Here is a 24,368-nt window from a genome sequence, read left to right as displayed (position 1 = left end):
GGCCTCAGCCCCGGGCATAGGACGCATCAGGCGTCCAACAGTTCCTCCAGTGCGTAGGCGTAGGCCCGAAAGCCTGCCTTGCCGCTCTCCGGTGCGCTCGATTTGGGAAGGAGGATGCCCGGCAGAAAAGCGACCCGCCACGTCCTGAACGTGCCCTCAGCAGTACTCCGCCCCGCATCGTCCGCGAGGGCGACAGCACTGTTGAGAGCCTCGACGACCCCTTCCGCGCCCTGGCGTGCGTCCCTTCCTTCGACGATGGCGGCGGTGACCAGGGCCTGCAGGAAATGCGCCAGTTGCAGATCAGCCCCCATGCAGCACATGCGCCGCACCGCCGACGGTTCCTCGAGAGCTTCGAGCCGATGGGGCGAGAGCTTCTCGATGCCGCCGGACCAGAGGAGCAGAGACGGTGCCGTGATCTGGTGGTCCCGCAGATACCCCAGTTCGTCAGCGATCGCCATCGACACGTCGCTGAATCCACCGATCTCACGGACGGCGGCGAGCAGTTGGTCCACCTCATCCCTCCGGCGGCTCACCAACTCACCTACCGAGGCCTCGGCAACTGCCCACGTGCCGGTGGCAACAACCGCGCCGATCTCCACGATCCCGCCGAGCGGCCCAAAGATCTCGCGGGCAAGTCTCTCTTCCGGGACGGGGACGGTCTGTCCTGACACTTCACAGGCCTCGCAAGTCTCTGGCTTCGACGCATACGCGGCATCCAGGGCGTTGTCGAACGTGACTGGGAACATCTCGTCCGTTGGCGCATTTGGCGCCGGGTGGGCGTTCGCCCCAGGGCGCCCCCGGAGTTGAGGGCTGTGCGGCGCGGTTGTTCACTCAAGAGCCCTGTACTCGGCTGACGGCTCGGCCAGTTCGGGCCGCTCCAGCGTGTACCGATCCCCGTGAATCCTCAGCATCGCCCAATGCCACGCCTCGTCATGAAAGACAAGCCCACGGTACGGCGTATCGATCGGCTCGTAGGGGTAGCTCTCCAAGGCTTCAGCCCAGGCCTCCGCCGGTGTCAGACCGCCATGCCGCCGCATCACCCACGCATAGCCACGCCGCTCGGACTGCAGATACTCGCAGTACTCCGCCTCGCTCCACGTCATGCGGCGACCCTAGAGGGTTCGCTGCAGGCCCAGGAGTCGTCACTCATCGCCAAGGGCGACCAGGTTGGGGCGAACTCACGTCGCCACACGCCGATCCCGGGCACCGGTGGCGTGCAGGCCCATCCCCTCGGTACACGGTAGGTCAACGGAGACCACCGTTTTCCCAGTGGAGGCGCATCGGAGGTCATATCCCCGCTGTCCACCCGACTCAGATGCCGATGAGCCGGACGCGGTCACCGCACAGCCGGGCCATGTCATCGACGTCGGACGTCAGTACGGCCACTGGACCCGGCTGGCGCAGTGCCGCCTCGGCGACAGTGGCGTCGATCGCGTACTTGTGGCCGTGCAGACCTGCCGCCTTGAGCAGTTCCGCGGCAGCTTTCGCCGCATCCTCGGTGACCGGCTCGACCTTGACGCGAGACAGCGTCCATCGCAGCCGAGGCATGTTCACCCGCGCATGGCTGACTTCCACGATGGTGTTGGCTCCGATGACGAAATCGGCACCCATCGCGTGGAACACCTGGAACATCGCAAGGATCTTGCGATCCTGTGCGATCCAGGCGGAGAGTCCTTGGGAGTCCAGGACGACGGTCTCGACGTGCTCGTTCACGCAGCGCTCGCCGACCCGTCGGCGTCCGTCGTTCCGAAGATCTTGGAGCGAGCCTCCGCCAGCTCCTCCTCGGTGAAGGCCCCGTGTTCCTCCTGGTGGCGCAGCAAGTCGGCACCGAGCAGTTGGTGCCGCAGCTGACGCGCCACTGCCTCGGCGACATAGCCGGAGACGTTGTCGGTGAGCTTCCTCAGCTCGGCGACCTGCTCGGTCGGCAGTGTCACCGTGATCCGTGTCGTATCCGCCATGACGCGAGCATACTGCGATATGCGCGCCCAGACGTCTCAGTCCGGCGTGCGTCCGCACACGGTGGGCCGCAAGGTCGTTGCGTGGACGCCCGGCACCGCCGCAGCTACCGCGCCCGAGCCCGCCCCCGTGACCCTGCCCCCGACCGCCCCCGCCCCCAACTCCCGCCCTTCTTCGCCCCATCCGGCCAAAGCCGAGGCCCCCGCTTGGCCGCCAAGTCCTCGAGCCAGCCCACGCCCACGATCATCAGGCCGATCAACGGCCATACCAGGACGAACATCCAGAGGGTGTACGTCGTGGTCAGGGCGTTGGACAAGCGGTCGTCCATGAACGGGAGTTTGTAGAGGGTGTCCAGTAGAGGCACCGTCGCCATGATCAGCAGGTTGTGCCAGAGGTAGATCGTTACGGCGCGGTTGTTCGACAGGGTGATCAGTTTGTCCCAGTGGGCCAGGCGGCCGGGCAGGGTCTGCCAGGACGGGGAGTACTGGAGCAGGATCGCGACGAAGCCCAGGGACCAGGCGGCCTGGGCCAGGGGGATGTCGTTCAGGTCCCAGCCGTCGGGGCCCAGGTGGCCTGAGGCCCACCACAGGCCGAAGGCCATCAGGAGGACCGCGATGGAGACCACCGCGTAGCGCGGGATCTTCTTCAGTACGCCCTCCTGGTGGGCCATGCCCAGGATCCAGCAGCTGCCGTACACCGCGAAGTCCGTGACGGCGTTGCCCGTTTCGCCGGGGATCTTCACGATCCCCGTGCCGACCACCGCCGTCAGCGCCAGCGGGGCCAGCAGCGTTGCCCACGGGACGCGGCGGAACGCCCACAGCAGCAGCGGGGAGGCGATCACGAACCAGAGGTACGCGCGCAGGTACCAGAGCGGGCCCGCCGCCTGGACCGCCCAAGTCTGTTCCAGCAGGCCCGACTCGGAGCCGATCTGCCAGGGGTAGGGCGGGGCGCCGATCGGGATGACGTAGTTGACCACGCCCAGCCAGCCCAGGCCGTCGCCGTCCTTGGACGGGTTCCAGCCGCCCACGAACATCATCGCGAGCACCATCGCGCTGAACGCCCAGAGCGGCGGCAGGAGTCGGCGGACACGGCCGCGGATCACCCCCCACGCCGGACGGCTCAGCGAGCGCGCCATCAGGGCGCCCGCCAGCGCGAACATCACGCCCATCGACGGGAAGACAACCGTCAGCCAGGCCCAGCCGAAGATGTGGTAGACGACCACGCGGACCAGGGCTATGGAGCGGAGAAGATCGAGATAGCGGTCACGGCCCGGACGGGTCGGTGACGGTTTGGTCGATGCCTTGGTCCTGGTATCGGACGGGGCCTCGGCGGCCAGTACCGCTGCCGCCTCCGGCACCTCCGACAGCGGCTGCGTCTCGTCCCACCTCTGCTGCGGAATCGCCTGCGTGGCCTGGGGAGCCTGCGGGACGTGCCCATTCCCGTACGACTGCCCGGGTATCTCCCCGTTCGGCTGCCCGTACGTCTCCTCATACGACGTCCAGTACGAGTTCTCGTACGGCGACGCACCCGCCCCCGTGCCCTCCCCTTCCCTATACCCCTGCGTCATCCCACCGGCCTCCGCTCATCCCCACGCGCCGCCCGCTGCCCGGGCACCGCACCAGGAGCCGAACCACCCGGCGCCGACCCCACAACCCCCGTGCGCCGCAGCTTCTGCCAGCGCAGCCGGCCGCCGGTGAGGGCGGTGATCCAGGACTGGAGGAGGACGACGTACATGAGCTGGCGGTAGAGGAGCTGCTGCAACGGCAGCGAGATGAGATGGGTCATGCGTTCGCGGTCGAGGCGGAAGGCGTACGCCGCGCAGACCGCCTGGATGGCCAGGACGCCCAGCCAGGCGCCGATCGTCTTTCCGGTGGGGCCGAAGACGAGCCCGTAGATGAGGAATACGTCGATCAAGGGGGCCAGGAGCGGCGCCACCACCATGAACAGGGAGACCAGCGGCATGCCCACGCGGCCGAAGCGGCCCGAGGGGCCCTTCTCGATGATCGAGCGGCGGTGCTTCCAGATCGCCTGCATCGTGCCGTACGACCAGCGGTAGCGCTGGGACCACAACTGCTGGACGGATTCCGGTGCTTCGGTCCAGGCGCGGGCGTTCTCCGCGTACACGACGCGCCAGCCGTCACGGTGCATCGCCATCGTGATGTCCGTGTCCTCGGCGAGCGTGTCGTCGCTCATGCCGCCGACGCGTTCCAGGGCGGAGCGCCGGAAGGCTCCGACCGCGCCCGGGATCGTCGGCATGCAGTGCAGGATGTCGTACATACGGCGGTCGAGGTTGAAGCCCATCACGTACTCGATGTGCTGCCAGGCGCCGATGAGGGAGTCCTTGTTGCCGACCTTCGCGTTGCCGGCCACCGCGCCCACGCTCGGGTCGGCGAAGGGCTGGACGAGCTCGCCCACCGTCGCCGGCTCGAAGACCGTGTCGCCGTCCATCATCACGATGAGGTCGTAACGGGCGTTCGCGATACCGCGGTTGAGTGCGGCGGGCTTGCCCGCGTTGAGCTGGCGCACGACGCGTACGTTCGGCAGGCGCAGGCCCTCCACGATGCGGGCCGTGCCGTCGCTGGAACCGTCGTCGATGACGATGACCTCGATGGGATGCTCGCTGGCCATCAGCGAGCGCACCGTGTTCTCGATGCACTTGGCTTCGTTGTACGCGGGAACCAGCACCGATACGGGTTCGGTGACCGGTCCGCGGGGGCCCCAGCGGAAGTCGCGGCGCCGTACGCGGCGGGCGTGGACGGCGGAGAGCAGGAGCATCAGGCCGAAGCGGGCGAAGACCAGGACGCCGATGATCGCGAGGCCGACGACGAGGACGCTGGTGATCCTCTCCGAGGCCTGGACCGCGTACACCCACGCCTTGCCCTTCCACAGCTCAGGGCCGGTGACCTTGGTGTGGGCGCTCTGTGCGCCGAGAGCCTTGGTGAGGTTCTCGAACTGGTAGCCCCTGTCCTTCATCTGGGGCAGGAACTTGTCGAGCGCGGCGACGGTCTGCGAGCGGTCACCGCCGGAGTCGTGCATCAGGACGATCGCGCCCTTGTTGCCCTTGGGCGTGGCGTTGCGGATGATCTTGTCGACGCCCGGCCTGCGCCAGTCCTCGCTGTCGGTGTTGTTGACGATGGTGATGTAGCCCTGGCTGCCGATGTACTCGGTGACCGGCCAGGACTTGTTGTCCATGGCGTCGGCGAAGGAGGAGTACGGCGGCCTGAAGAGCGAGGAACGGATGCCTGCCGCGCCCGCGAGCGCCAGCTGGTTCTGGGAGAGCTCCCAGTCGATGCGGCGCTTGGACTGGAGGGAGAGGTCGGGGTGGTTGAAGGTGTGCAGGCCGATCTCGTGGCCTTCGTCGACCATGCGCTCGACGAGGTCCGGATAGCGCGAGGCCATGGTGCCGGTGATGAAGAACACCGCGTGCGCGTCGTGCTTCTTCAGTACGTCGAGGATCTTGGGCGTCCACTCGGGGTGCGGACCGTCATCGAAGGTGAGGACCATACGACGGTCCAGTACGTCGTCCCGGCTCTCGGTGCCGCCACGACGGGTGTCGATGACCGGGCCGCCCTTCAGGACCTCCTGGGGGACCCGGTCGTTGGCCGCGGGGGAATTGATGCGGTAGTCCGCGAGGATCTCGCTGTGGACGAAGCCGCGCAGCATCAGCATCGCCATCAGGGCGACGAGGATGAGCGAGGGCAGCAGGTAGCGCATGGGCAGGCGACGACGGCGTACTGCGCCGGAGGCCTTGTTGCGACGGCTGGAGCGAGATGCCATCAGAGGATGATCTCCGGGGAAGACGGGGCGGGGGGCTGCTCGATGACGTCAATGACACCGATCGGTTCGACGGAGGCCGTGTCGCCCGCAGGCTGGCCGCCGGCGACGGAGTCGGAACCGTCTGGCGGGGGATCGACCGTGGGGTCGTCGGTCGGCGTCGGGTCCGGGTCCGGGTCCTGAGTCGGCGTCGTGGGCTCGTCGGTGGGGTCGTTGGTGGGGTCGGGCCCGGTCGGCGGGTCGACGGTCGGCTCCGGCTCCGTGGCGGGGTCCGAGGGCTCGGGCTCGGTGGGCTCGTCCGACTCCGTGGGGCTGACCGACGTACTCGGCAAGGGGTCGACGCCCGGTGCCGAGGTCGTACCCGGGTCGGCCGACGGGTTCGGCCCGGCCGAGGGGTTCGCCGGAGCGGACGGGTCCGCGGACGCGGGCGGCAACGTCGGGGAGTCGACCCTGCTGGCCGGCTTGTCGTCCTCCTTGCCCGGCACCGGGAGCCAGGGCGCGCTGGAGTTGCCCGACAGCAGCGTGACGATGATGACGACGGCGTAGACCGCGCAGGCGAGGCCGACGGCCATGCCGATACGGCGGTATCTGCGGCTGCGACGGCCCGTCTCGTCGACGAAGACCGGACCGTCCGAAGGCTCCTGGACGCCCTGCGCACCCCGGGGACCCTTGGCCTGCTGGACCAGCCAGTCCTCCAGGCGCGCGCCGGCGACGTCGAGCTGGACCGTGACCTCGTCTGGGTCATGAGCATGCTCGAACTCCGGCGGGGCGAACTGCCGGGTCTCTCCTATGCCCCGGCCGTCGCCTGATGGCTGACCGTCGCCACTGTCCTGCTCTGTGTCCTGCTCATCGCCTATGTGACGGTCGTTGTCGTCGCCGTCTCGGCTGTCTCGCTGTTTGGGCATGGATATATCGCCAGAACCACCATGAAACGAATCCCCCGCAGCTAGGCGGGTCGACGGATCTGCTCCGCCTCTGTCCGGCCGGTCGGTATGCCCCCCAGCCATTTGGGCGTCTTCTCGCCACTTTTCCACGCGCACGCACATCCCCCTACGGGACTGATCGGGCGCGTACGAGTCCGGGCACTACGTACCTACTTGTCCGGATCGAGTCCCCACTCGATCCGGGCGCCCCCCTGTTACCACATGCACCCGGCCCACGAATGTAGCGCACGTGGGAGTTATGTGCGTGCCACGTGTCAGGTGCATTGCGTCATGATGAGCTCATCCATGGCCGGAATCCATCCGTCTGCCGGTCGCCGGAGCCACCCCTCCGCCTCCGCCAGCTCCGCGGCGGCGGCACGGAGTGCCTCCATCGCGGGGTGCAGCAGCCCTTTTTTCCACACCAGTGACACAGGCGACAGGGGTACGGGATCGACGAGAGGCCTCCGTATCGATTTGGGCATGGCCGGAAAATCCACCACGGCGAGGACGGGGGTCCGCGTCTTGGCCATGATCCGCTGGAACTCCTGGGTCCCCACGGCGAGCGGCGCGGGCGGCGCGATCTCGATGCCGCGTCCCTCGAAGAGCTGCCGGGCCAGGTCGGTCCACTCCGGGGTACGGGGGTTTCCGGCGCCGGCGTACACGTACTCACCCGCCAGCGCGTCCAGCGGCACAACGTCCAGGTCAGCGAGCCGATGGCCCTCGGGCAGCACGATCGCCATCGGCTCGTACCGTACGGGCTGCTGCTCCAGGCGCTCGCGGATCGCCGGGTCCAGGCCCGCGAACCGGCCGAAGGACGCGTCGAGCCGGCCGGCGAGCAGTTCGGCCGCGGCGCCGGTGAGACCGCTCTCGAAGCGGGCCATCAGCTCGCAGTCGGGGGCGAGTTCGCGGGCCCGCGGCAGGATGCGCTCGCCCACCAGGCCCGGGCTGTTCACATCCACGAGCAGGGGGCGCTCGGCGTCCGCGGCCCGCCCGAACTCGGCCAGCAGCGCGTCCTGTGCCTCCAGCACGCGGCGCGCGTACGGGAGCAGCCGCTCGCCCTCGGGAGTGAGGGCGACCCGCCGCGTATTGCGTACGAAAAGGTCAGCCTTCAACTCCCGTTCCAGACGCCGGATATCACGGCTCAAGGCTTGCTGGGCGACGTACAGCCGGGCGGCGGCGCGGGTGAAGTGGAGCTCCTCGGTGACGGTGAGGAAGGCGCGGAGGAGGCGGGGGTCGACCGCGCCGGGACCAGGGGAAGACGGCATCCGGCGAACTTACAACTCAGGTGCGTCAATCGGTACGGAGTAGGTGTTGGACCGCTGGTCAGGGCAGCGGCGACGGTTGATTCATGCCGCAACAGTCTCCTGATCGCCGTGCGACAGATCGCCCTACGACCGTCCTCACCGTCACCGCCGACAGCTTGGTGGCCGCCGACTTCGGACCCCGGCGGAAGCCGCCTGGCCCAAGGCGGAAGTCCGGCGCAGGCAACTCCTACCGCCGCCTCTTCACCATCCCGGGCACCCGCGCGTTCACGATCGGGAATCTGATCGCCCGTCTCCCCATGGGCATGTTCAGTATCAGCGCCGTCATCATGATCGCGGGAACGCGGGATTCGTACGCCCTCGCCGGCGCCGTCACGGCGACCGGGCTGGCGGCGACCGCGGTCGTCGCACCCTGGACGGCACGCCTTGTCGACCGTTACGGGCAGGCGCGGATCGCCGTGCCCGCGACGGCGATCGCGGCGCTGGGCTCGCTCGCCCTGCTGCTCTGTGTGCGTTACGGGGCGCCCGACTGGACGCTCTTCGCCGCGTACGCCGCAACGGCTACGACACCCAACACCGGGGGCATGTCCCGGGCTCGCTGGGCCCATCTGCTGAAGGGCGATCCGGTCGGCCTGCACACCGCGAACTCCTTCGAACAGGCCGCGGACGAGCTGTGTTTCATGCTCGGGCCGGTGCTGGCCGCGTTCCTGTGCGGGACGTTCTTCCCGGAGGCGGGCACGCTGGTCGGGGTGGTGCTGATGCTGACGGGTGTACTGGTCTTCGCCGCCCAGCGGGCCACGGAGCCACCGGTGCGGGGTCGTCCTCGTACGGCCACGAAATCCCCGCTGCGCGCACCCGGCATGCCCCCTCTGCTGATCGGGTTCCTCGCCACCGGTGCCGTCTTCGGGTCGATGGAGGTGGTCACGGTCGCATTCGCGGATGCGCAGGGGCACAGGTCGGCGGCGGGTGTGATTCTCGGGCTCCAGGCGGCCGGTTCGGGCGCGGCCGGTCTGCTGTACGGGGTGCTGAAGCCGGCGGGACCGGCCGAGCGGCGCTATCCGTGGAGCCTCGCCGCGATGGCCGTCCTCATGTCGGGCCCGCTGCTGGCCGCCACGCTCACGGGGTCGCTGGTGATCCTCGCCGGTGCGCTGCTGGTGGCCGGGATGGCGACGGCTCCGACGATGGTCACGGCCATGACGCTGGTCCAACACCGCACGCCCGAAGGCCGGTTGAACGAGGGGATGACGCTGGCGGTGACGGGGTTGCTGGGCGGGATCGCGTGTGGTTCGGCGGTCGGTGGGTGGGTCGTGGAGCGGGTGTCGGCCGCCGCTGGGTACGGGATCCCGGTCGCGGCGGCCGCGGTCGCTCTGCTGATCGCCCTCGCAACAGCGCGACCTGGAGCTCGGTGAACTGCGTGGCCAGTGGTTGTCAGACCCCCGTCCTAAGGTGACCGCCATGGACATCACGGACGCGGAGCAGGTGCGGCTGGAGCCCTGGGCGGAAGGCGACTTCTGGCTGCTCCAGAGGACCAACAGCCCTGAGATGACAGAGCACTTGGGCGGCCCCGAGAGCGAAGAGAAGCTTGCCTCGCGACACCAGCGCTACCTCGGCCTCGATCGGGGGCAGATGTACCGGGTCACGCTGGCGGACACCGGCGAGACGGTGGGCTCGATCGGCTTCTGGGAGCGGGTGTGGCAAGGCAGGGCGGTGTGGGAGACGGGGTGGGGTGTGTTGCCCGAGTTCCAGGGGCGGGGGCTCGCCGTGAAGGCTGCCCGCGCGGTCGTCGAAGCGGCGCGGGCTCTCCGGGAGCATCAGTACCTGCATGCGTTTCCGAGCGTGGATCATCCCGCGTCGAACGCGGTGTGTCGCCGGGCCGGGTTCGAGCTGCTGGGTGAGGTCGAGTTCGAGTATCCGAAGGGCCACTGGAGCATGTCGAACGACTGGCGGGTGGATCTCGGCAGAGGGTGAAGAAGCTGACGGGGGAGCCGGCAGGCCTGCCCCGTCAGCAACCCGCCCGGGGAACTGCGCGGGTGACCCGGCGGTTCCCCGGGCGTTGAAAACCGTCAGTCCTGCACGACGATGTTGTTGCCCGCGCCCCCGGAGAGGGTGTCGGTGTCCGCGCCGCCGTACAGTTCGTCGTCGCCGGTGTTGCCCCACAGATAGTCGAAGCCGCTGTCGCCGTACAGGATGTCGTTGCCCCTGCCGCCGTACAGGTGGTCGTCGCCGACCCCGCCGCGGATCGTGTCGTTGCCGTCGTCACCGCGCAGGGTCTGGCCGCCCTCGCCGCCGTTGATCACGTCGTTGCCCACGCCACCTTCCGCGATGTCGCCGCTGGTGGTGATCGTGTCGTTGCCGTCGTCGCCGCGGACCACGGAGGCCGCGCCCGCGGTGATGATGTCGTCGCCCGCTCCGCCGCTGATGCCACTGCCGTCGACAGGGCCGGTGTGGGTCAGCCGGTCGTTGCCGGTGCCCAGGTCGAACGCGTTGGTGTGGAAGCCCTGGTCGGTGGAGTTCGTGATGGCAACGCTGTCAGCGATGTCGCCGAGGTCCATCCTCAGGGTGGTGTACGGGGACTGGCTGTCCAGGGCGGCGACCGTGCAGGAGACCTTGGCCCGGTCCGCGGGGTCGGGGTAGACGCAGCCGTTCCCCGCGCTGATCGGGACGATGTCCTCGATCACGTAGGTGATGGTCTCCTTGGAGCCGTCGGCGAACGACTCGTTGACGAGCACGTTGTTGAACTGGCCGGCGGCGGCCGTGTAGGAGAGCTCACGGCCGTTGTCGCTGACCACGGCGGTGGCCGACGACTCGGCGGCTCCGGCCGTGGTGGCCAGGGCGGTCGGCAGGGCGAGGCCCGCGCCGAGAGCCAGCGTCAGTGTCGTGGCGGTGCGTAATACGCGGCGGCTGACGAGGTGAGAACGCAACATTTCATGGCCTCCGTGAGGCAGTCGTGGTCAGTTGTGGTCAGTTGAGTTTCAAAAAGCCCCAACAATCACCTACGACTCACATGGCCCACCACTAGTTGCCTACGGCACGGAAGTTTGAAATCCGTTGAGGCGCCGTTCACTGGAGACCAACCGACCCCACACGACCGAAACCCCCACCCCCACTTCACGCCAATCCACGCCCACCCCATTGACGCGCCCCCAGCCCCCACATACCTTCCCCCGTCGAAGCGCTTCGACATCACGTATCGAATCGATTCGATGAACGCTGCGTGATGTCCCGATACCCATCCGACTCCCCTGGAGGCACAGGATGTTGACGGCACGAAGGCGTGTGGTGGCGGTGGCCGCGGCGGCTCTGAGCGGAGCCCTGCTGCTGGCCTCCTGCGGCGACTCGGACAGTGGGTCTTCCGATGGGAAGACGCTGAAGCTGTGGCACTACGAAGGGCCGGACAGCGCGATGGGCGTGGCCTGGGCCGAGGCGATCAAGGAGTTCGAAAGGACGCATCCGGGCGTCGAGGTGAAGTTCGAGGAGAAGGGCTTCGAACAGATCCAGAAGACGGCTCCGATGGTCCTCAACTCGGACGACGCCCCCGACATCATGGAGTACAACAAGGGCAACGCGACGGCCGGACTCCTCTCCAAGCAGGGGCTCCTCACCGATCTCACCGGCGAGGCCACCAAGCGCGGCTGGGACAAGAAGATCAGCTCCGGCGTGCGCACCACCAGCCAGTACAGCACCGACGGCGTGATGGGTTCCGGCAACTGGTACGGGGTTCCCAACTACGCCGAGTACACGATGGTGTTCTACAACAAGGACCTCTTCAAGAAGCACGGCATCGCGGAGCCCACCACCCTCGACGAACTCACCGCCGCCATGGACAAGTTCGTCGACGAGGACATCACCCCACTCGCCAACGCCGGCGCCGAGTACATGGCCCATCAGTACCTCTACCAGCTCGCGCTCACCAAGGCGGACCGCGCCTGGGTCGACAGTTTCGAGCTCTACAAGGGCAAGACGGACTTCCACGACGCGGCCTGGACGTACGGCGCGGAGACCTTCGCGGACTGGGTGAAGAAGGGCTACATCGCGAAGGACACCAGCGGCGCCAAGGTCGAGGACGCGGCGGTCTCCTTCATCTCCGGCAAGAACCCCATCCTGTTCTCCGGCAGTTGGTGGTACGGCCGCTTCGCCGCGGAGAACAAGTTCGACTGGGGCACCTTCCTGTGGCCGGGCTCCGAGATGACCCTCGGCTCCGGCGGCAACCTCTGGGTCGTGCCCAAGGGCGCCAAGAACAAGGAGCTGGCGTACGACTTCATCGACATCACCATGTCGGAGAAGATCCAGAACCTGCTCGGCAACAAGGGCGGCGTACCGGTCGCCGCCGACACATCCGCCATCACGGACCCGCAGGCCAAGACGCTGATCGCCAACTTCGACTCGCTGGCGGAAAAGGACGGTCTGGCCTTCTATCCCGACTGGCCCGTCCCCGGCTTCTACGACGTCCTCGTCTCCGAGACGCAGAAGCTGATCACGGGCAGCGCGTCGCCGGACGAGTACCTCACGGCACTTCAGGAGGCGTACGACAAGGACGTACCGAAGCAATGACGGCGACCGTCGAACGGGGCGGGCGGATCGTCGAAAAGCGCTCCGGGACCAGGCACCCGCGCCGCCCCCGTGACTCGTACGCCCTGTTCCTGCTCCCCGGAGTGCTCGCCTTCCTCGCGGTCGTCGTCGTGCCGTTCCTGATGAACACGGGCGTGAGCTTCACCGACTGGCAAGGCGTGGGCTCCCCGGAGTGGTCCGGGCTCGCCAACTACCGCGAGCTGATGGACGACAGCGAGTTCTGGGCGTCCTTCCGGCACAGCCTCTTCATGGTCGTCGCCATGGCCGCCGTACCGACCGTCATCGGACTCGTCCTCGCCGCCGCCCTGTTCGACTTCGTCGGCAAGCACTTCGGGACGAAGACGGCCGCTGTGCTGCGCGCCTGCTTCTACCTCCCGCAGGTGCTGCCGATCGCGGTCGCGGGCATCGTGTGGAGCTGGATCCTGGCGCCGGACAACGGTTCGCTGAACGAGCTCCTGAAGGCCATCGGTCTCGAAAGCCTCCAGCAGGACTGGCTCGGTGACCCCGACTTCGCGCTCTACAGCGTCATGGGCGTCATGGTCTGGGTGCAGATCGGCTTCCCGCTGGTCGTCTTCATGTCCGGACTCCAGCGCGTGGACCCGCAGTTGTACGAGGCCGCCGAGCTGGACGGCGCCGGATGGTGGCGGCGGTTCTGGCACATCACGCTGCCGCAGATCCGCCCGGAGATCTATGTGGTCCTCCTGTGGTGCACGATCGCCGCGCTCAAGGTGTTCGGCGCGGTGTACGTGCTCACCAAGGGCGGGCCCGGCGGGGCGACCAATGTGCCGTCGTACTTCTCCTTCACCACGTTCTTCGAGAAGACGCAGGTCGGTTATGGCGCCGCGATCTCGACCGTACTGACCGTGATCATCCTGGCGCTGGCCCTGGTCGGTCTCAAGCTCCAGACCCGCGCGGAGGACGCCGAGGAAGGGCTCATCAGATGACCGAGGCAAGGCTCATACGCCGCTATCCCGTCCTCGTCGCCCTCGTCATCGCCGCCGCCTTCATGGTGCTGCCGTTCCTGATCGTCGCGGTCAACGCGGTGAAGTCCCCGGCCGAGTACTCGGCGAACGGCCCCCTCAGCCTTCCCGACGGCCTCTATCTCGACGGCCTGAAGGACTTCTGGGAGCGCGTCGACTTCGGGCAGAAGCTCGTCAACTCGATCCTGATCAGCGGCAGTGTGGCCGTAGGGGCCGCCGTGCTGTCCGTCCTCAACGCGTACGCGATCGGCATCGGCCGGATCAAGGGCCGTACCTGGGTACTGGCGTTCTTCGTGCTCGCGAACATGCTGCCGCAGGAGGCGCTGGTCTACCCGATCTACTACCTGAGCAAGGAAGCCGGCATCTACGACACCCGGTTGAGCGTGATCATCGTGTTCACGGTGATCCAGGCAGCCTTCGGTACGTATCTGCTGTCGTCGATTCTCGGGCAGTTCCCGCGCGAGATCATCGAGGCCGCCCGGATCGACGGGGCGAACAAGTGGCAGGTGCTGTGGCGGATCGTGGTCCCCGTCAGCCGGCCGACCATCGGCGTACTGCTCGTTCTCTTCTTCATCTGGACCTGGAACGAGTTCCTGCTGCCGCTGGTCATGTTGATCTCCAACGACAACCAGACCGTGTCGGTCGCGCTCGGCGTGCTCCAGGGACAGCGCCTGATGGACGCCACGATGACGAACGCGGCGGCCCTGCTCGGCGTACTGCCCGCCATCGTCTTCTTCCTCGTCTTCCAGCGGACGCTCACCCGCGGCATCGCCGTGGGCGCGGTCAAGTAAGGGGTGTGCCCGTGAAGTTCAGCGACGGCTACTGGCTGCTGCGCGAGGGTGTGACCGCGGCCCATCCGGTCGAGGTGCTCGATGTCGCCGCCGAGCAGGGCACGTTGGAGATCCACGCGCCGACCCAGCCCATCCGCCACCGCGGCGACCTGCTGAAGGGACCGGTCGTGACGATCAGCGCGCATGCGCCGATGCCCGATGTCATCGGCGTGACGTTCACACACTTCGAGGGCGAGGAGCCGCGCGGGCCCCAATTCGAGGTGTCCAAAGAGGAGTTCGCGGCGGTGGCCTCGTACGACGACGAGTACGCGACCCTCACCGCGGGCGCCCTCTCCGTCAAGGTCTCCCGCGACGGCCCCTGGCACATCGACTTCCTCGCCGACGGCCGCACTCTCACCAGCAGTGGCCGCAAGGGCATGGGCATCATGCGGGACGCCGGAGGCGGCCACTATCTCCGCGAACAGCTGAACCTCGGTGTGGGCACGAACGTCTTCGGGCTCGGCGAACGCTTCGGGCCCCTGGTCAAGAACGGCCAGGTCGTCGACATGTGGAACGCCGACGGCGGCACGGCCACGGAACAGGCGTACAAGAACGTCCCGTTCTATCTGACGGACGCGGGCTACGGCGTCTTCGTCGACCATCCCGGCCGGGTGTCGTTCGAGGTCGGCTCGGAGACGGTCTCACGGGTCCAGTTCAGCGCCGAGACCCAGCAGTTGACGTACTACGTCATCTACGGGCCGACACCCAAGGACATCCTCCGCAAGTACACGGCACTCACCGGCCGCCCGGCCCTGCCACCCGCCTGGTCGTTCGGACTATGGCTGTCGACGTCCTTCACCACCTCGTACGACGAGACCACCGTCACCTCCTTCATCGACGGCATGAAGGAGCGCGAACTCCCCCTCTCCGTCTTCCACTTCGACTGCTTCTGGATGCGCGAGTTCAACTGGTGCGACTTCCAGTGGGATCCGCGGGTCTTCCCCGACCCGGAGGGCATGCTCAAGCGGCTCAAGGACCGCGGGCTGCACATCTCCGTATGGATCAACCCGTACATCGCGCAGCGCTCGCCGCTCTTCGCGGAGGGCAAGGCCCTCGGCCATCTGCTGAAGAAACCGGACGGCAGCGTCTGGCAGTGGGATCTGTGGCAGCCGGGGATGGCGCTCGTCGACTTCACGAGCCCGGCCGCCCGCGACTGGTACGCCTCGAAGCTGGAGGCACTGCTCGCGCAGGGCGTCGACTGCTTCAAGACCGACTTCGGCGAGCGGGTCCCGGTCGACGTGGCGTACGCGGACGGCGGCGACCCGGAGCGGATGCACAACTACTACACGTACCTCTACAACCGCACGGTCTTCGATGTGCTGCGCAAGCACCGGGGCGAGGGGGAGGCAGTGGTCTTCGCACGGTCGGCGACCGCCGGCAGCCAGAAGTTCCCCGTGCACTGGGGCGGCGACTGCGAGGCGACGTACGAGTCGATGGCCGAGTCGCTGCGCGGCGGGCTCTCCCTCGGCCTTTCCGGCTTCGGCTACTGGAGCCACGACATCGGCGGCTTCGAGGGCACACCGACACCCGCCCTCTTCAAACGGTGGCTCGCCTTCGGACTGCTGTCCTCGCACAGCCGGCTGCACGGCTCGTCGTCGTACCGCGTGCCGTGGCTGTTCGACGAGGAGGCCGTCGACGTGCTGCGGCTGTTCACCAGGCTCAAGCTCCGCCTCATGCCGTATCTGTACGAGGCTGCCCGCGCCGCCCACGCGGAGGGGGTGCCGATGATGCGGGCGATGGTCCTGGAGTTCCCGGACGATCCCGGGTGCGCGCATCTGGAGCGGCAGTACATGCTCGGTTCCGATCTGCTGGTCGCGCCCGTGTTCTCCGACGAGGGCGACGTCTCGTACTACGTACCCGAGGGCACCTGGACCCACTTCCTCAGCGGGCAGACGGTCACCGGGCCGCGCTGGGTGCGCGAGAAACACGGGTTCTCCAGCGTGCCACTGCTGGTCAGGCCGGGTGCGGTGATCCCGGTCGGCGCCGTCGAGGACCGGCCCGACTACCCGTACGCCGACGGGGTGACCCTGCACGCGTACGGCCTGGAACGCGGCGCACAGGTCACGGTGCCGGTGGACGGCGTGACCTTCACGGTCGTACGCGAAGGGGACACGCTGCGGGCCTCGTCGAGCGATCCTGCGGCGCCGTGGGGACTGGCCGCCGGCGGACGGACGGTGCGGGCGAAGGCCGGGACCGGATTTCTGTCGCTGGAACTGAACTCCCCGGAACAGGAAGGACCATGGTGAAGATCACCGACGTGGCGCGGCACGCGGGGGTCTCCCCCAGCACCGTCTCGTACGCGCTGAGCGGCAAACGCCCGATCTCCGAGGAGACCCGGCAACGGATCGAGGCCAGCATCCGCGAGCTGGGCTACCGGCCGCACGCGGGCGCGCGAGCGCTGGCCAGCAGCCGGTCGAACGTGCTCGCGCTGGTCGTGCCTTTAAGGGCGGGCATCCATGTGCCGGTGGTGATGCAGTTCGCGGTGTCCGTGGTGACGACCGCGCGCCGGCACGATCACGACGTACTGCTGCTCACCCAGGAGGAGGGCGAGGACGGGCTGCGACGAGTCGCGGACACGGCACTTGTGGACGCGCTCATCGTGATGGACGTCCAGCTCCACGACCGGCGGCTGCCGTTGCTGCGCGCCCTGGACCGGCCCTCGGTACTGATCGGCTTCCCGGCCGAGCCCGACGGGCTCACCTGCATCGATCTGGACTTCCAGGCGGCGGGCGAGGTGTGCGTCGAGCATCTGGCGGGCCTCGGCCACCGGGTGATCGCACTCGTGGGCTCGCCGCCCGAGGTGTACGTACGGGAGACGGGCTTCGCCCAGCGGGTCGTACGGGGCTTCACCGCGGCGGCGGACCGGCACGGGCTGTCCTCCTCGGTGCACCCGTGCGAGGCGGACCCCGCGGCGGCCCGGCAGGTCGCCGAGCAACTCCTGCGCGAGCGCCCGGCGCTGACGGGTGTCGTCGTCCACAACGAGCCGATCGTCGAACCCCTCATCGACGCCTTCGAGCAGCTCGGCCTGCGCGTGCCCGGCGATCTCTCCGTCACCGCGATCTGCCCGGACGAACTGGCCGCCCGCGTCCGCGTCCCCGTCACCTCGATCGCCATACCGTCCGCCGAGGTGGGCACCGGAGCGGTCGAACTGCTGATGAAGAAGCTGGGCGGCGCGACCGTACCGGAGGCCACGCTGCTGCCACCGCGGCTGACAGTGCGGGAGAGCACGGGGCGGCGGCCCTGACGAGTCCTTACTCCCCGCCCGAGGCACGACGAAGGCCCGGTGGTCGTCATGACCACCGGGCCTTCGTCTCACATGGGAATTGTGGAGATGGCGGGAATCGAACCCGCGTCCAACGGTGCAGAACCAGGGCTTCTCCGTGTGCAGTTCGCTGCGCTTTTCTCGGCCCCGGCGATCACGCGAACAAGTCGCCGACGGGCCCAGTCACTGTTTGATTTCCCTCTTCACCCCGTGACCGGGATCGAGGTTTAGTTCCCTAGCTGATACCAGCATCCGGGTCGGGAACACTCCCAGGCTGGCACTCCACTAGTAGAACAGCTGCTCTGACTGCCTAATTAGGCAGCGAGAGCGAGCTTGTTCTGGGAGAGATCGCTCTTGGAATTGGCGATTATTTTTTTCGGCCTGTGGTTTACGAGATCATGGCCGCTTCCTCGACACGCTTCCCCTGCTTCGACAGCCGCTGTCGAAACCGATCATCCCCATGTTGATTTTTCAAACCACCGCACCCGCTGTGGGGTGCAGTCACCATCGTACGTGACCAACGCGGGCACGTGCCAGCGTATTCCCGTGGCGTCCGGGACTCCGGGACTACGCCCGCTGCCGCCGCCGTACCGCCGACACCGCGCGCTCCGTCTCCCGCCGGTCCTGCTTCTCGCGCAGGGTCTGGCGCTTGTCGTACTCCTTCTTGCCCTTCGCCAACGCGATCTCGATCTTGGCGCGGCCGTCCTTGAAGTACAGCGCGAGGGGCACGATGGTGTGGCCCGTCTCCTGGGACTTCTGCTCCAGCTTGTCGATCTCCTCTCGGTGCATCAGGAGCTTGCGCTTGCGCCGGGCGCTGTGGTTGGTCCACGTGCCCTGGCTGTACTCGGGGACGTGCACGTTGTAGAGCCACGCCTCGTGCCCCTCCAGGGACACGAACCCGTCGACCAGCGACGCCCGGCCCTGGCGCAGGGACTTCACCTCGGTGCCCATGAGGACCAGACCGGCCTCGTAGGTGTCGAGGATGTGGTAGTCGTGCCGCGCCTTCTTGTTCTGCGCGATCAGCTTGCGCCCTTTTTCCTTAGCCATAGTGCGGCCATTTTCGCACTACGAGGGGTCCCCTAGGCCACTCAATACCGTCTCGGCCCGTTCCAGGACGCCTTCCTCGACCTCCAGGTCGGGAGTGATGCCGCTGCCGTCGACGCTGCGCCCGGAGGGAGTGCGGTAGTGCCCGACGGTCAGCTCGGCGACGGAGCCGTCGGGAAGTCGGCTCGGCATCTGGACCGAGCCCTTGCCGAAGGTCCTGGAGCCCACGACGACCGCGCGTCCACGGTCCTGCAGGGCTCCCGTGAGGAGCTCGGCCGCGCTCATCGTGCCGCCGTCAACGAGCGCGACCAGGGGTCTGGAGGTGTCGCCGCCCGGCTCGGCGTGCAGGGCGCGCTGCTCGCCGCGTACGTCGTACGTCGCCACCAGGCCGCCGTCGAGGAAGGCGGAGGCGGCGGTGACAGCCTCGGTGACCAGGCCGCCGGAGTTGCCGCGCAGGTCGAGGACGATCCGGGCGCCGGGGGGAGACCCGCTCACGGCGTCCCGTACGAGTTCTCCGGAGCCCTTGGTGAAGGCGGCGACCTTGATCACGGTGACGTCGGCGGCGAGCTCGCGTACCGTCACGGACTCCGTGGACAGCCGCGCCCGGCGCAACGTTTCGGTCCACGCGCGCGTGCCGCGCTCCAGGCCCAGGGAGACGACCGTACCGGCGGCGGCGTCGGTGGCGTCGCCGCGGAGTAAGGCGACGACCTCCGTCACCGGCCGGCCGTCGACGCGCTTGCCGTCGACGCTGCGCAGCCGGTCGCCCTTGCGGATCCCGGCGGCGTCCGCGGGCGAGCCCTCCCGCACGCCGGCCACTTCGATACGTCCGTCGCGCTCACGCCGGGCCCACAGGCCGACGCCCGTGTACGCACCGTCGAGGGCCTCCTCGAACTCCTCGTACTCCCCCTCGGAGTACACCGCGCCCCAGCGGTCGCCGCTGCGGCTCACGGCGCGCTCGGCCGCCTCCACGGGCGACTTGCCCTCGGCCATCGCCTCGGCGGCGGCATCGGCGACGTCCTTGTTGTGTCCGGTCTTGTCGTGTCCGGCAGAGCCGACGGACGCGGTGCCGGTGGCCTGGGAAGGGGATTTCCGGTCGGAGGCGTCGAAAGAGCCGGTCGCGGCTCCTGCGGCGAGGACGCTCGCGAAGACCAACGTCAGGGCCGCCCCGCGGCGGATACGGCGGGGCGGACAGAACAGGTCTCGGCCTGACATGCCGGTGAGTCTAGGACAAGGCAAGGGGCCGTACGCCTCGTTGGCAGTACGGCCCCATTGGTATGCGTCACACCTTCAGGTACTTGCGCAACGCGAAGAACGCGGCCAGCGCGGGCATCAGCAGACTTGTGGCGAGGATGAGCGGCAGATACTTCAGCACCGCGTCCCAGCCGACGAAGTTGATCAGAGTCAGCTTCTCCGACAGGGCGAGTCCGTGATCGATGATGAAGTATCTGGCGATCACCAGGAACCCGCACGCGACCGTCCCGCCGATGAGTCCCGCGACGGCGGCCTCCATGATGAACGGCGCCTGGATGTAGAAGCCGGAGGCTCCCACGAGGCGCATGATGCCGGTCTCCCGGCGGCGGCTGAACGCCGAGACGCGCACCGTGTTGACGATCAGCATCAGGGCGACGACGAGCATCATCGCCATCACCGCGCGGGCCGCCCAGTTCATGCCGTTGAGCAGCTCGAAGAGGTTGTCCAGGATGCCCTTCTGGTCCTGCACGGACTGCACACCGTCACGGCCGTCGAAGGCGGTGGCGATGACCTGGTACTTCTCCGGGTCCTTCAGCTTGATACGGAAGGACTCCTGCATCTGGTCCGGGGTGAGCGAGCTGGCCAGCGGGGAGTCGCCGAACTGCTCCTTGTAGTGCTTGTACGCCTGGTCCGAGGTCTCGTGCGCGACGGTGTCGACGACGGACATCTTGTCCAGATCGGTCTCGATCTGCTTCTTCTGCTCGGTGGTGACCGCTCCCTTGGCACAGTTGGGGTCGGACTCCGCGTCACTCTTGTTGCAGAGGAAGATCGAGACGTTGACCTTGTCGTACCAGTAGCCCTTCATGTTGTTGACCTGATCGCTCATCAGGAGCGAACCGCCGAACAGGGCGAGGGAGAGGGCCACGGAGACGATGACCGCGAAGGTCATCGTCAGATTGCGGCGGAGACCGACGCCGATCTCCGACAGGACGAACTGGGCGCGCATGGCGTCTACTCAGGCCTTTCCATGGACAGCTGCGGGCGGGGCGGAGGGCCTGTGTCGGAAGTGGCCGTCCGCCCGAAGGGCGAGCGTGCGTGCCAGACGTCGCGAGGCAGGCGCCACTTCCGACACAGGCCCTAGTGCTGGTAGCCGTAGACGCCGCGTGCCTGGTCGCGGACGAGGCGGCCCTGCTCCAGCTCGATGACGCGCTTGCGCATCTGGTCCACGATGTTCTGGTCGTGGGTCGCCATCAGGACGGTGGTGCCCGTCCGGTTGATGCGGTCGAGCAGCTTCATGATGCCGACGGAGGTCTGCGGGTCGAGGTTTCCGGTCGGCTCGTCGGCGATGAGCAGCTTCGGCCGGTTGACGAAGGCGCGCGCGATGGCGACGCGCTGCTGCTCACCACCGGAGAGTTCGCCCGGCATCCGGTCCTCCTTGCCGCCGAGCCCGACGAGATCGAGCACCTGGGGCACGGACTTGCGGATCTCGCCGCGGGACTTGCCGATGACCTCCTGCGCGAACGCGACGTTCTCGCCGACCGTCTTGTTCGGCAGCAGCCGGAAGTCCTGGAACACCGTCCCCAACTGGCGGCGCATGTGCGGCACTTTCCAGTTGGACAGGCGCGCGAGGTCCTTGCCCAGGACGTGGACCTGGCCGTGGCTGACGCGCTCCTCACGGAGGATCAGCCGCAGGAAGGTGGACTTTCCGGAGCCGGAGGAGCCCACCAGGAACACGAACTCGCCGCGCTCGACCTCCAGGGAGACATCCCTGAGTGCGGGGCGGGTCTGCTTTGGGTAGACCTTGGAGACATTGTCGAATCGGATCACGGATGCACCACGAGTCAGCGGGGGTAGGTGAGCGTGACCATACGCGAACCCGGTGGGCGGGTGCAGTCACCGGTCGGGGTTGCGCGAGGGTTGCACGTTTTGTCACACATGGGAAGGGCTCGAATGCGCCAGGACCGCAAAGGATAAGGGGACACGAGCCTAAATCCGGGGAACCTGGCACAGTGGAGGGGGAACGTTCTCGTTCCTGAGAGCGTTGAGAGCGTTGTCTACGTGAACCGGTGCAAGGAGGGCGAGCGCATGACGTACGACCGGTTGGTGTGCGCGAACTGTGCCGCGCCCGTGAATGAAGGCCGTTGCCCTGTCTGCCGTGCGAACAGGGAGCGGCTGCAGCAGGAGAGCCCGTTCGCGGGCCTGAACCCCATGGCGCTGATCGCGCTGCTGGCCGTACTGATCGCGGCTGTGGCCCTGCTGGCGCACCAGACCGCGTAGCGAGCGGCGAGGCATTACGCGCACAGGCGTTAGGTGCACAACGAGAAGGGCCCGGAGTCCAGGATCCTGGACTCCGGGCCCTTCTCGCGTACGTACGCCTAGGGCACGTCAGCCCCTGACATGCGTCAGGCGGCGGCGCCGCGGCCGTTCATGAGGCGGGGCAGCAGGCGGAAGCCGATACCACCGGCGATCATCGTGGCCGCACCGACCAGCAGGAAGGTGGTCTCGGCGGCGCCGGTCTCGGCGAGTTCGCCGCCGCCACCGGTGCCCTGAGCGGAGGTGTCCGAGGCGCCCGTGCCGGTACCGCTGCCGGTGTCGGTCAGGCCCTCCTTGCCCTCCTCCTGCTCGACGGGCTGCGAACCGCCGTCGGGGTCGGTGTCGTTGCCGCCACCGCCCGTGCCGTCGTCGTCACCCGGGTCGGTCGGGTCCTCGGCGGGAGGCTCCTCCGCCGGCGGCTCCTCAGCGGGAGGCTCCTCGGCGGGAGGCTCTTCGGCCGGCGGCTCCTCAGCGGGAGGCTCTTCGGCCGGCGGCTCCTCCGTCGGAGGCTCCTCGGTGGGCGGCTCGCCGGTCGGGATCTCCGTGGGCGGGGCCGTCGGGTCCTCGACACCGATGCCGACATCGACACCGTTCTCGTCGGCGCTCGCGCCGACGTTCAGACCGCCCACCTCTACGCCGACGTCAAGGGCCGAAGCGGCACCCGCGGCGGTCAGCGAAGCGCCGGCGGCGATCACCGCACCGGCGGCCACCCGCGCGATACGGATCCGCGTCTTCTTGGTCATCTGCCTGCTACCCCCAGATAGCTCATCGTGAATGGAGCAGCGCCTGGGGCGACGACATCAGGGACGCTTTCGAAGCCCCCCGGTTCACATGCGCCCCAGAGATACGCATGCCGCGCGTCAGCCTTCCTGGTCTTCAAAACATCGTCAAGGTCGTTGCGACCGTGATGTCCAGATCAAGGTCATATGACGGCCGAAACGACATGTGAGTGTGACGTAAATCCCGGACATTGGGCTGCACAAAGGGCAACTGCCGTCCCATGGATGGCAGTTGCCCTGTCGACAAAGCGACGTCTGTAAAAGTCGCTTACTTCTCCCGCTGCTTGCGCCAGCGAATTCCGGCCTCCAGGAAGCCATCGATCTCGCCATTGAACACGGACTCCGGGTTGCCCACCTCGTACTCCGTACGCAGGTCCTTGACCATCTGGTACGGGTGCAGGACGTACGAACGCATCTGGTTGCCCCAGGAGTTGCCGCCATCGCCCTTGAGGGCGTTCATCTTGGCCTGCTCCTCCTGCCGGCGCCGCTCCAGCAGCTTCGCCTGCAGTACGTTCATGGCGGTCGCCTTGTTCTGGATCTGCGACCGCTCGTTCTGGCAGGAGACGACAATGCCCGTGGGGAGGTGGGTCAACCGCACAGCGGAGTCAGTGGTGTTGACACCCTGACCACCGGGCCCGGACGACCGGTACACATCCACCCGCAGCTCGGACTCGTCGATCTCGATGTGATCGGTCTGCTCGACGACGGGCAGCACCTCCACGCCCGCGAACGAGGTCTGCCGACGCCCCTGGTTGTCGAACGGCGAGATCCTGACGAGCCGGTGCGTGCCCTGCTCCACGGACAACGTCCCGTAGGCGTACGGCACCTGGACGGCGAAGGTGGTCGACTTGATGCCGGCCTCTTCCGCGTACGAGGTTTCGTAGACCTCGGTCTTGTAGCCCTGCTGTTCGGCCCAGCGCAGGTACATGCGCTGGAGCTTCTCGGCGAAGTCCGCGGCGTCGACGCCGCCGGCTTCCGCCCTGATGTTGACGAGTGCCTCGCGGGAGTCGTACTCCCCCGACAGCAGCGTCCGGACCTCCATCTCGTCCAACGCCTTCCTGACGGCGGTGAGCTCCGTCTCGGCCTCGGCGCGGGTGTCCGGGTCGTCCTCCTCCTCGGCCATCTCGAAGAGCACGCCCAGATCGTCGATCCGGCCGCGCAGGGCTTCCGCCTTGCGGACCTCCGCCTGGAGGTGGCTCAGCTTGCTGGTGATCTTCTGCGCCGCTTCCGGGTCATCCCACAGGGACGGCGCTGCCGCCTGCTCCTCGAGCACGGCGATATCTGCCCTCAGCTTGTCGAGGTCCAGGACGGCCTCGATTGACTCCATGGTCGCGGAGAGGGACTTGAGCTCTTCGGATACATCGACAACTGCCACACCCCCAGCGTAACGGCTCCGCCGGTTGAGCAGGGGGGCTGTGGGGGTGGGGGCGGTCCGGCAGCTGCACGTGGGTGGGGGTGGGCGTGCGGGCGGTTTCTTTCCCCAGC

Annotated in this window: 23 protein-coding genes and 1 other RNA gene; 8 read left to right on the top strand and 16 right to left on the bottom strand. The window is 67.8% G+C overall.

The window, feature by feature from the left end; genetic code table 11:
* Nucleotides 1–26 precede the first annotated feature (26 nt).
* The 8 genes from ACYVO6_RS36255 to ACYVO6_RS36220 form a co-directional block, all read right to left on the bottom strand.
* Entirely contained in the window at nucleotides 27–746 is a 720-nt protein-coding gene (locus ACYVO6_RS36255) for a hypothetical protein (RefSeq protein ID WP_461068841.1), read from the bottom strand.
* 81 nt (nucleotides 747–827) lie between these two features.
* Nucleotides 828–1,103: a hypothetical protein gene (locus ACYVO6_RS36250; RefSeq protein WP_461068839.1), complete on the bottom strand. Its 276-nt coding sequence runs from the start codon at nucleotides 1,101–1,103 to the stop codon at nucleotides 828–830.
* Between the two features lie 208 nt (nucleotides 1,104–1,311).
* The gene (locus ACYVO6_RS36245) at nucleotides 1,312–1,713 is read right to left on the bottom strand and encodes a DNA-binding protein (protein ID WP_461068837.1); all 402 of its coding nucleotides are present in this window, start codon (nucleotides 1,711–1,713) and stop codon (nucleotides 1,312–1,314) included.
* Nucleotides 1,710–1,958: a hypothetical protein gene (locus ACYVO6_RS36240; protein ID WP_461068835.1), complete on the bottom strand. Its 249-nt coding sequence runs from the start codon at nucleotides 1,956–1,958 to the stop codon at nucleotides 1,710–1,712. Before ACYVO6_RS36240 ends, ACYVO6_RS36245 begins: the two co-directional genes overlap by 4 nt.
* Before the next feature lie 104 nt (nucleotides 1,959–2,062).
* Nucleotides 2,063–3,523 carry an acyltransferase family protein gene (locus ACYVO6_RS36235; RefSeq protein ID WP_461068833.1) on the bottom strand — a complete coding sequence of 487 codons (1,461 nt, stop codon included), beginning with the start codon at nucleotides 3,521–3,523 and terminating at the stop codon, nucleotides 2,063–2,065.
* Nucleotides 3,520–5,733 carry a glycosyltransferase gene (locus ACYVO6_RS36230; protein ID WP_461068831.1) on the bottom strand — a complete coding sequence of 738 codons (2,214 nt, stop codon included), beginning with the start codon at nucleotides 5,731–5,733 and terminating at the stop codon, nucleotides 3,520–3,522. The genes ACYVO6_RS36235 and ACYVO6_RS36230 overlap by 4 nt, the downstream gene beginning before the upstream one ends.
* Nucleotides 5,733–6,635 carry a hypothetical protein gene (locus ACYVO6_RS36225; RefSeq protein ID WP_461068829.1) on the bottom strand — a complete coding sequence of 301 codons (903 nt, stop codon included), beginning with the start codon at nucleotides 6,633–6,635 and terminating at the stop codon, nucleotides 5,733–5,735. Before ACYVO6_RS36225 ends, ACYVO6_RS36230 begins: the two co-directional genes overlap by 1 nt.
* A gap of 293 nt (nucleotides 6,636–6,928) precedes the next feature.
* The gene (locus tag ACYVO6_RS36220) at nucleotides 6,929–7,918 is read right to left on the bottom strand and encodes a LysR family transcriptional regulator (protein WP_461068827.1); all 990 of its coding nucleotides are present in this window, start codon (nucleotides 7,916–7,918) and stop codon (nucleotides 6,929–6,931) included.
* A gap of 83 nt (nucleotides 7,919–8,001) precedes the next feature.
* Here ACYVO6_RS36220 and ACYVO6_RS36215 point away from each other — a divergent pair, with 83 nt between their 5' ends.
* Together ACYVO6_RS36215 and ACYVO6_RS36210 are read left to right on the top strand one after the other, a co-directional pair.
* Complete coding sequence (locus ACYVO6_RS36215) at nucleotides 8,002–9,324, top strand: MFS transporter (protein WP_461068825.1); 1,323 nt, start codon at nucleotides 8,002–8,004, stop codon at nucleotides 9,322–9,324.
* 46 nt (nucleotides 9,325–9,370) lie between these two features.
* Nucleotides 9,371–9,883, top strand: a complete 513-nt coding sequence (locus ACYVO6_RS36210; RefSeq protein ID WP_461068822.1) for a GNAT family N-acetyltransferase — start codon at nucleotides 9,371–9,373, stop codon at nucleotides 9,881–9,883.
* Nucleotides 9,884–9,978: 95 nt separating this feature from the next.
* On the opposite strand, the gene ACYVO6_RS36205 is transcribed toward ACYVO6_RS36210, so the two are convergent.
* Complete coding sequence (locus ACYVO6_RS36205; RefSeq protein WP_461068820.1) at nucleotides 9,979–10,839, bottom strand: calcium-binding protein; 861 nt, start codon at nucleotides 10,837–10,839, stop codon at nucleotides 9,979–9,981.
* 331 nt (nucleotides 10,840–11,170) lie between these two features.
* Between ACYVO6_RS36205 and ACYVO6_RS36200 the strand changes: the two genes are divergently transcribed.
* From ACYVO6_RS36200 to ACYVO6_RS36180, 5 genes are read left to right on the top strand one after another with little or no spacing between them, the layout of a single operon-like run.
* Nucleotides 11,171–12,466, top strand: a complete 1,296-nt coding sequence (locus ACYVO6_RS36200) for an ABC transporter substrate-binding protein (RefSeq protein WP_461068818.1) — start codon at nucleotides 11,171–11,173, stop codon at nucleotides 12,464–12,466.
* Nucleotides 12,463–13,428: a carbohydrate ABC transporter permease gene (locus ACYVO6_RS36195; protein ID WP_461068816.1), complete on the top strand. Its 966-nt coding sequence runs from the start codon at nucleotides 12,463–12,465 to the stop codon at nucleotides 13,426–13,428. Before ACYVO6_RS36200 ends, ACYVO6_RS36195 begins: the two co-directional genes overlap by 4 nt.
* A complete protein-coding gene (locus ACYVO6_RS36190) occupies nucleotides 13,425–14,255 on the top strand; it encodes a carbohydrate ABC transporter permease (RefSeq protein ID WP_461068814.1) in 831 nt (276 codons plus the stop codon). Before ACYVO6_RS36195 ends, ACYVO6_RS36190 begins: the two co-directional genes overlap by 4 nt.
* An 11-nt stretch (nucleotides 14,256–14,266) precedes the next feature.
* Entirely contained in the window at nucleotides 14,267–16,540 is a 2,274-nt protein-coding gene (gene yicI / locus ACYVO6_RS36185; protein ID WP_461068812.1) for an alpha-xylosidase, read from the top strand.
* Nucleotides 16,534–17,538, top strand: a complete 1,005-nt coding sequence (locus ACYVO6_RS36180; RefSeq protein ID WP_461068810.1) for a LacI family DNA-binding transcriptional regulator — start codon at nucleotides 16,534–16,536, stop codon at nucleotides 17,536–17,538. Before yicI ends, ACYVO6_RS36180 begins: the two co-directional genes overlap by 7 nt.
* Nucleotides 17,539–17,617: 79 nt before the next feature.
* Here ACYVO6_RS36180 and ssrA read toward each other — a convergent pair.
* The 5 genes from ssrA to ftsE all read right to left on the bottom strand — a co-directional run bounded on the left by ssrA (nucleotide 17,618) and on the right by ftsE (nucleotide 21,618).
* Nucleotides 17,618–18,016: a transfer-messenger RNA gene (gene ssrA, locus ACYVO6_RS36175) on the bottom strand.
* 107 nt (nucleotides 18,017–18,123) lie between these two features.
* Nucleotides 18,124–18,603, bottom strand: a complete 480-nt coding sequence (gene smpB / locus ACYVO6_RS36170; protein WP_461068808.1) for an SsrA-binding protein SmpB — start codon at nucleotides 18,601–18,603, stop codon at nucleotides 18,124–18,126.
* Nucleotides 18,604–18,621: 18 nt separating this feature from the next.
* Complete coding sequence (locus ACYVO6_RS36165; protein ID WP_461068806.1) at nucleotides 18,622–19,812, bottom strand: S41 family peptidase; 1,191 nt, start codon at nucleotides 19,810–19,812, stop codon at nucleotides 18,622–18,624.
* Between the two features lie 67 nt (nucleotides 19,813–19,879).
* Nucleotides 19,880–20,797 (bottom strand): permease-like cell division protein FtsX, encoded by a 918-nt coding sequence (gene ftsX, locus ACYVO6_RS36160; RefSeq protein ID WP_033328285.1) that lies wholly within the window; start codon nucleotides 20,795–20,797, stop codon nucleotides 19,880–19,882.
* A gap of 131 nt (nucleotides 20,798–20,928) precedes the next feature.
* Nucleotides 20,929–21,618 carry a cell division ATP-binding protein FtsE gene (gene ftsE, locus ACYVO6_RS36155; protein ID WP_328771202.1) on the bottom strand — a complete coding sequence of 230 codons (690 nt, stop codon included), beginning with the start codon at nucleotides 21,616–21,618 and terminating at the stop codon, nucleotides 20,929–20,931.
* Nucleotides 21,619–21,876: 258 nt separating this feature from the next.
* Between ftsE and ACYVO6_RS36150 the strand changes: the two genes are divergently transcribed.
* Nucleotides 21,877–22,068 (top strand): hypothetical protein, encoded by a 192-nt coding sequence (locus ACYVO6_RS36150; RefSeq protein ID WP_033328281.1) that lies wholly within the window; start codon nucleotides 21,877–21,879, stop codon nucleotides 22,066–22,068.
* A 125-nt stretch (nucleotides 22,069–22,193) separates the two neighbouring features.
* On the opposite strand, the gene ACYVO6_RS36145 is transcribed toward ACYVO6_RS36150, so the two are convergent.
* Nucleotides 22,194–22,847 (bottom strand): hypothetical protein, encoded by a 654-nt coding sequence (locus ACYVO6_RS36145; RefSeq protein WP_461068803.1) that lies wholly within the window; start codon nucleotides 22,845–22,847, stop codon nucleotides 22,194–22,196.
* A 304-nt stretch (nucleotides 22,848–23,151) separates the two neighbouring features.
* A complete protein-coding gene (prfB, locus tag ACYVO6_RS36140) occupies nucleotides 23,152–24,258 on the bottom strand; it encodes a peptide chain release factor 2 (RefSeq protein ID WP_461068801.1) in 1,107 nt (368 codons plus the stop codon).
* Nucleotides 24,259–24,368: the final 110 nt, after the last annotated feature.

This window comes from Streptomyces pseudoechinosporeus (assembly GCF_054783935.1).
Note: the sequence above shows the minus strand (reverse complement) of the source record. Positions and strands in the feature narration are given on the sequence as shown.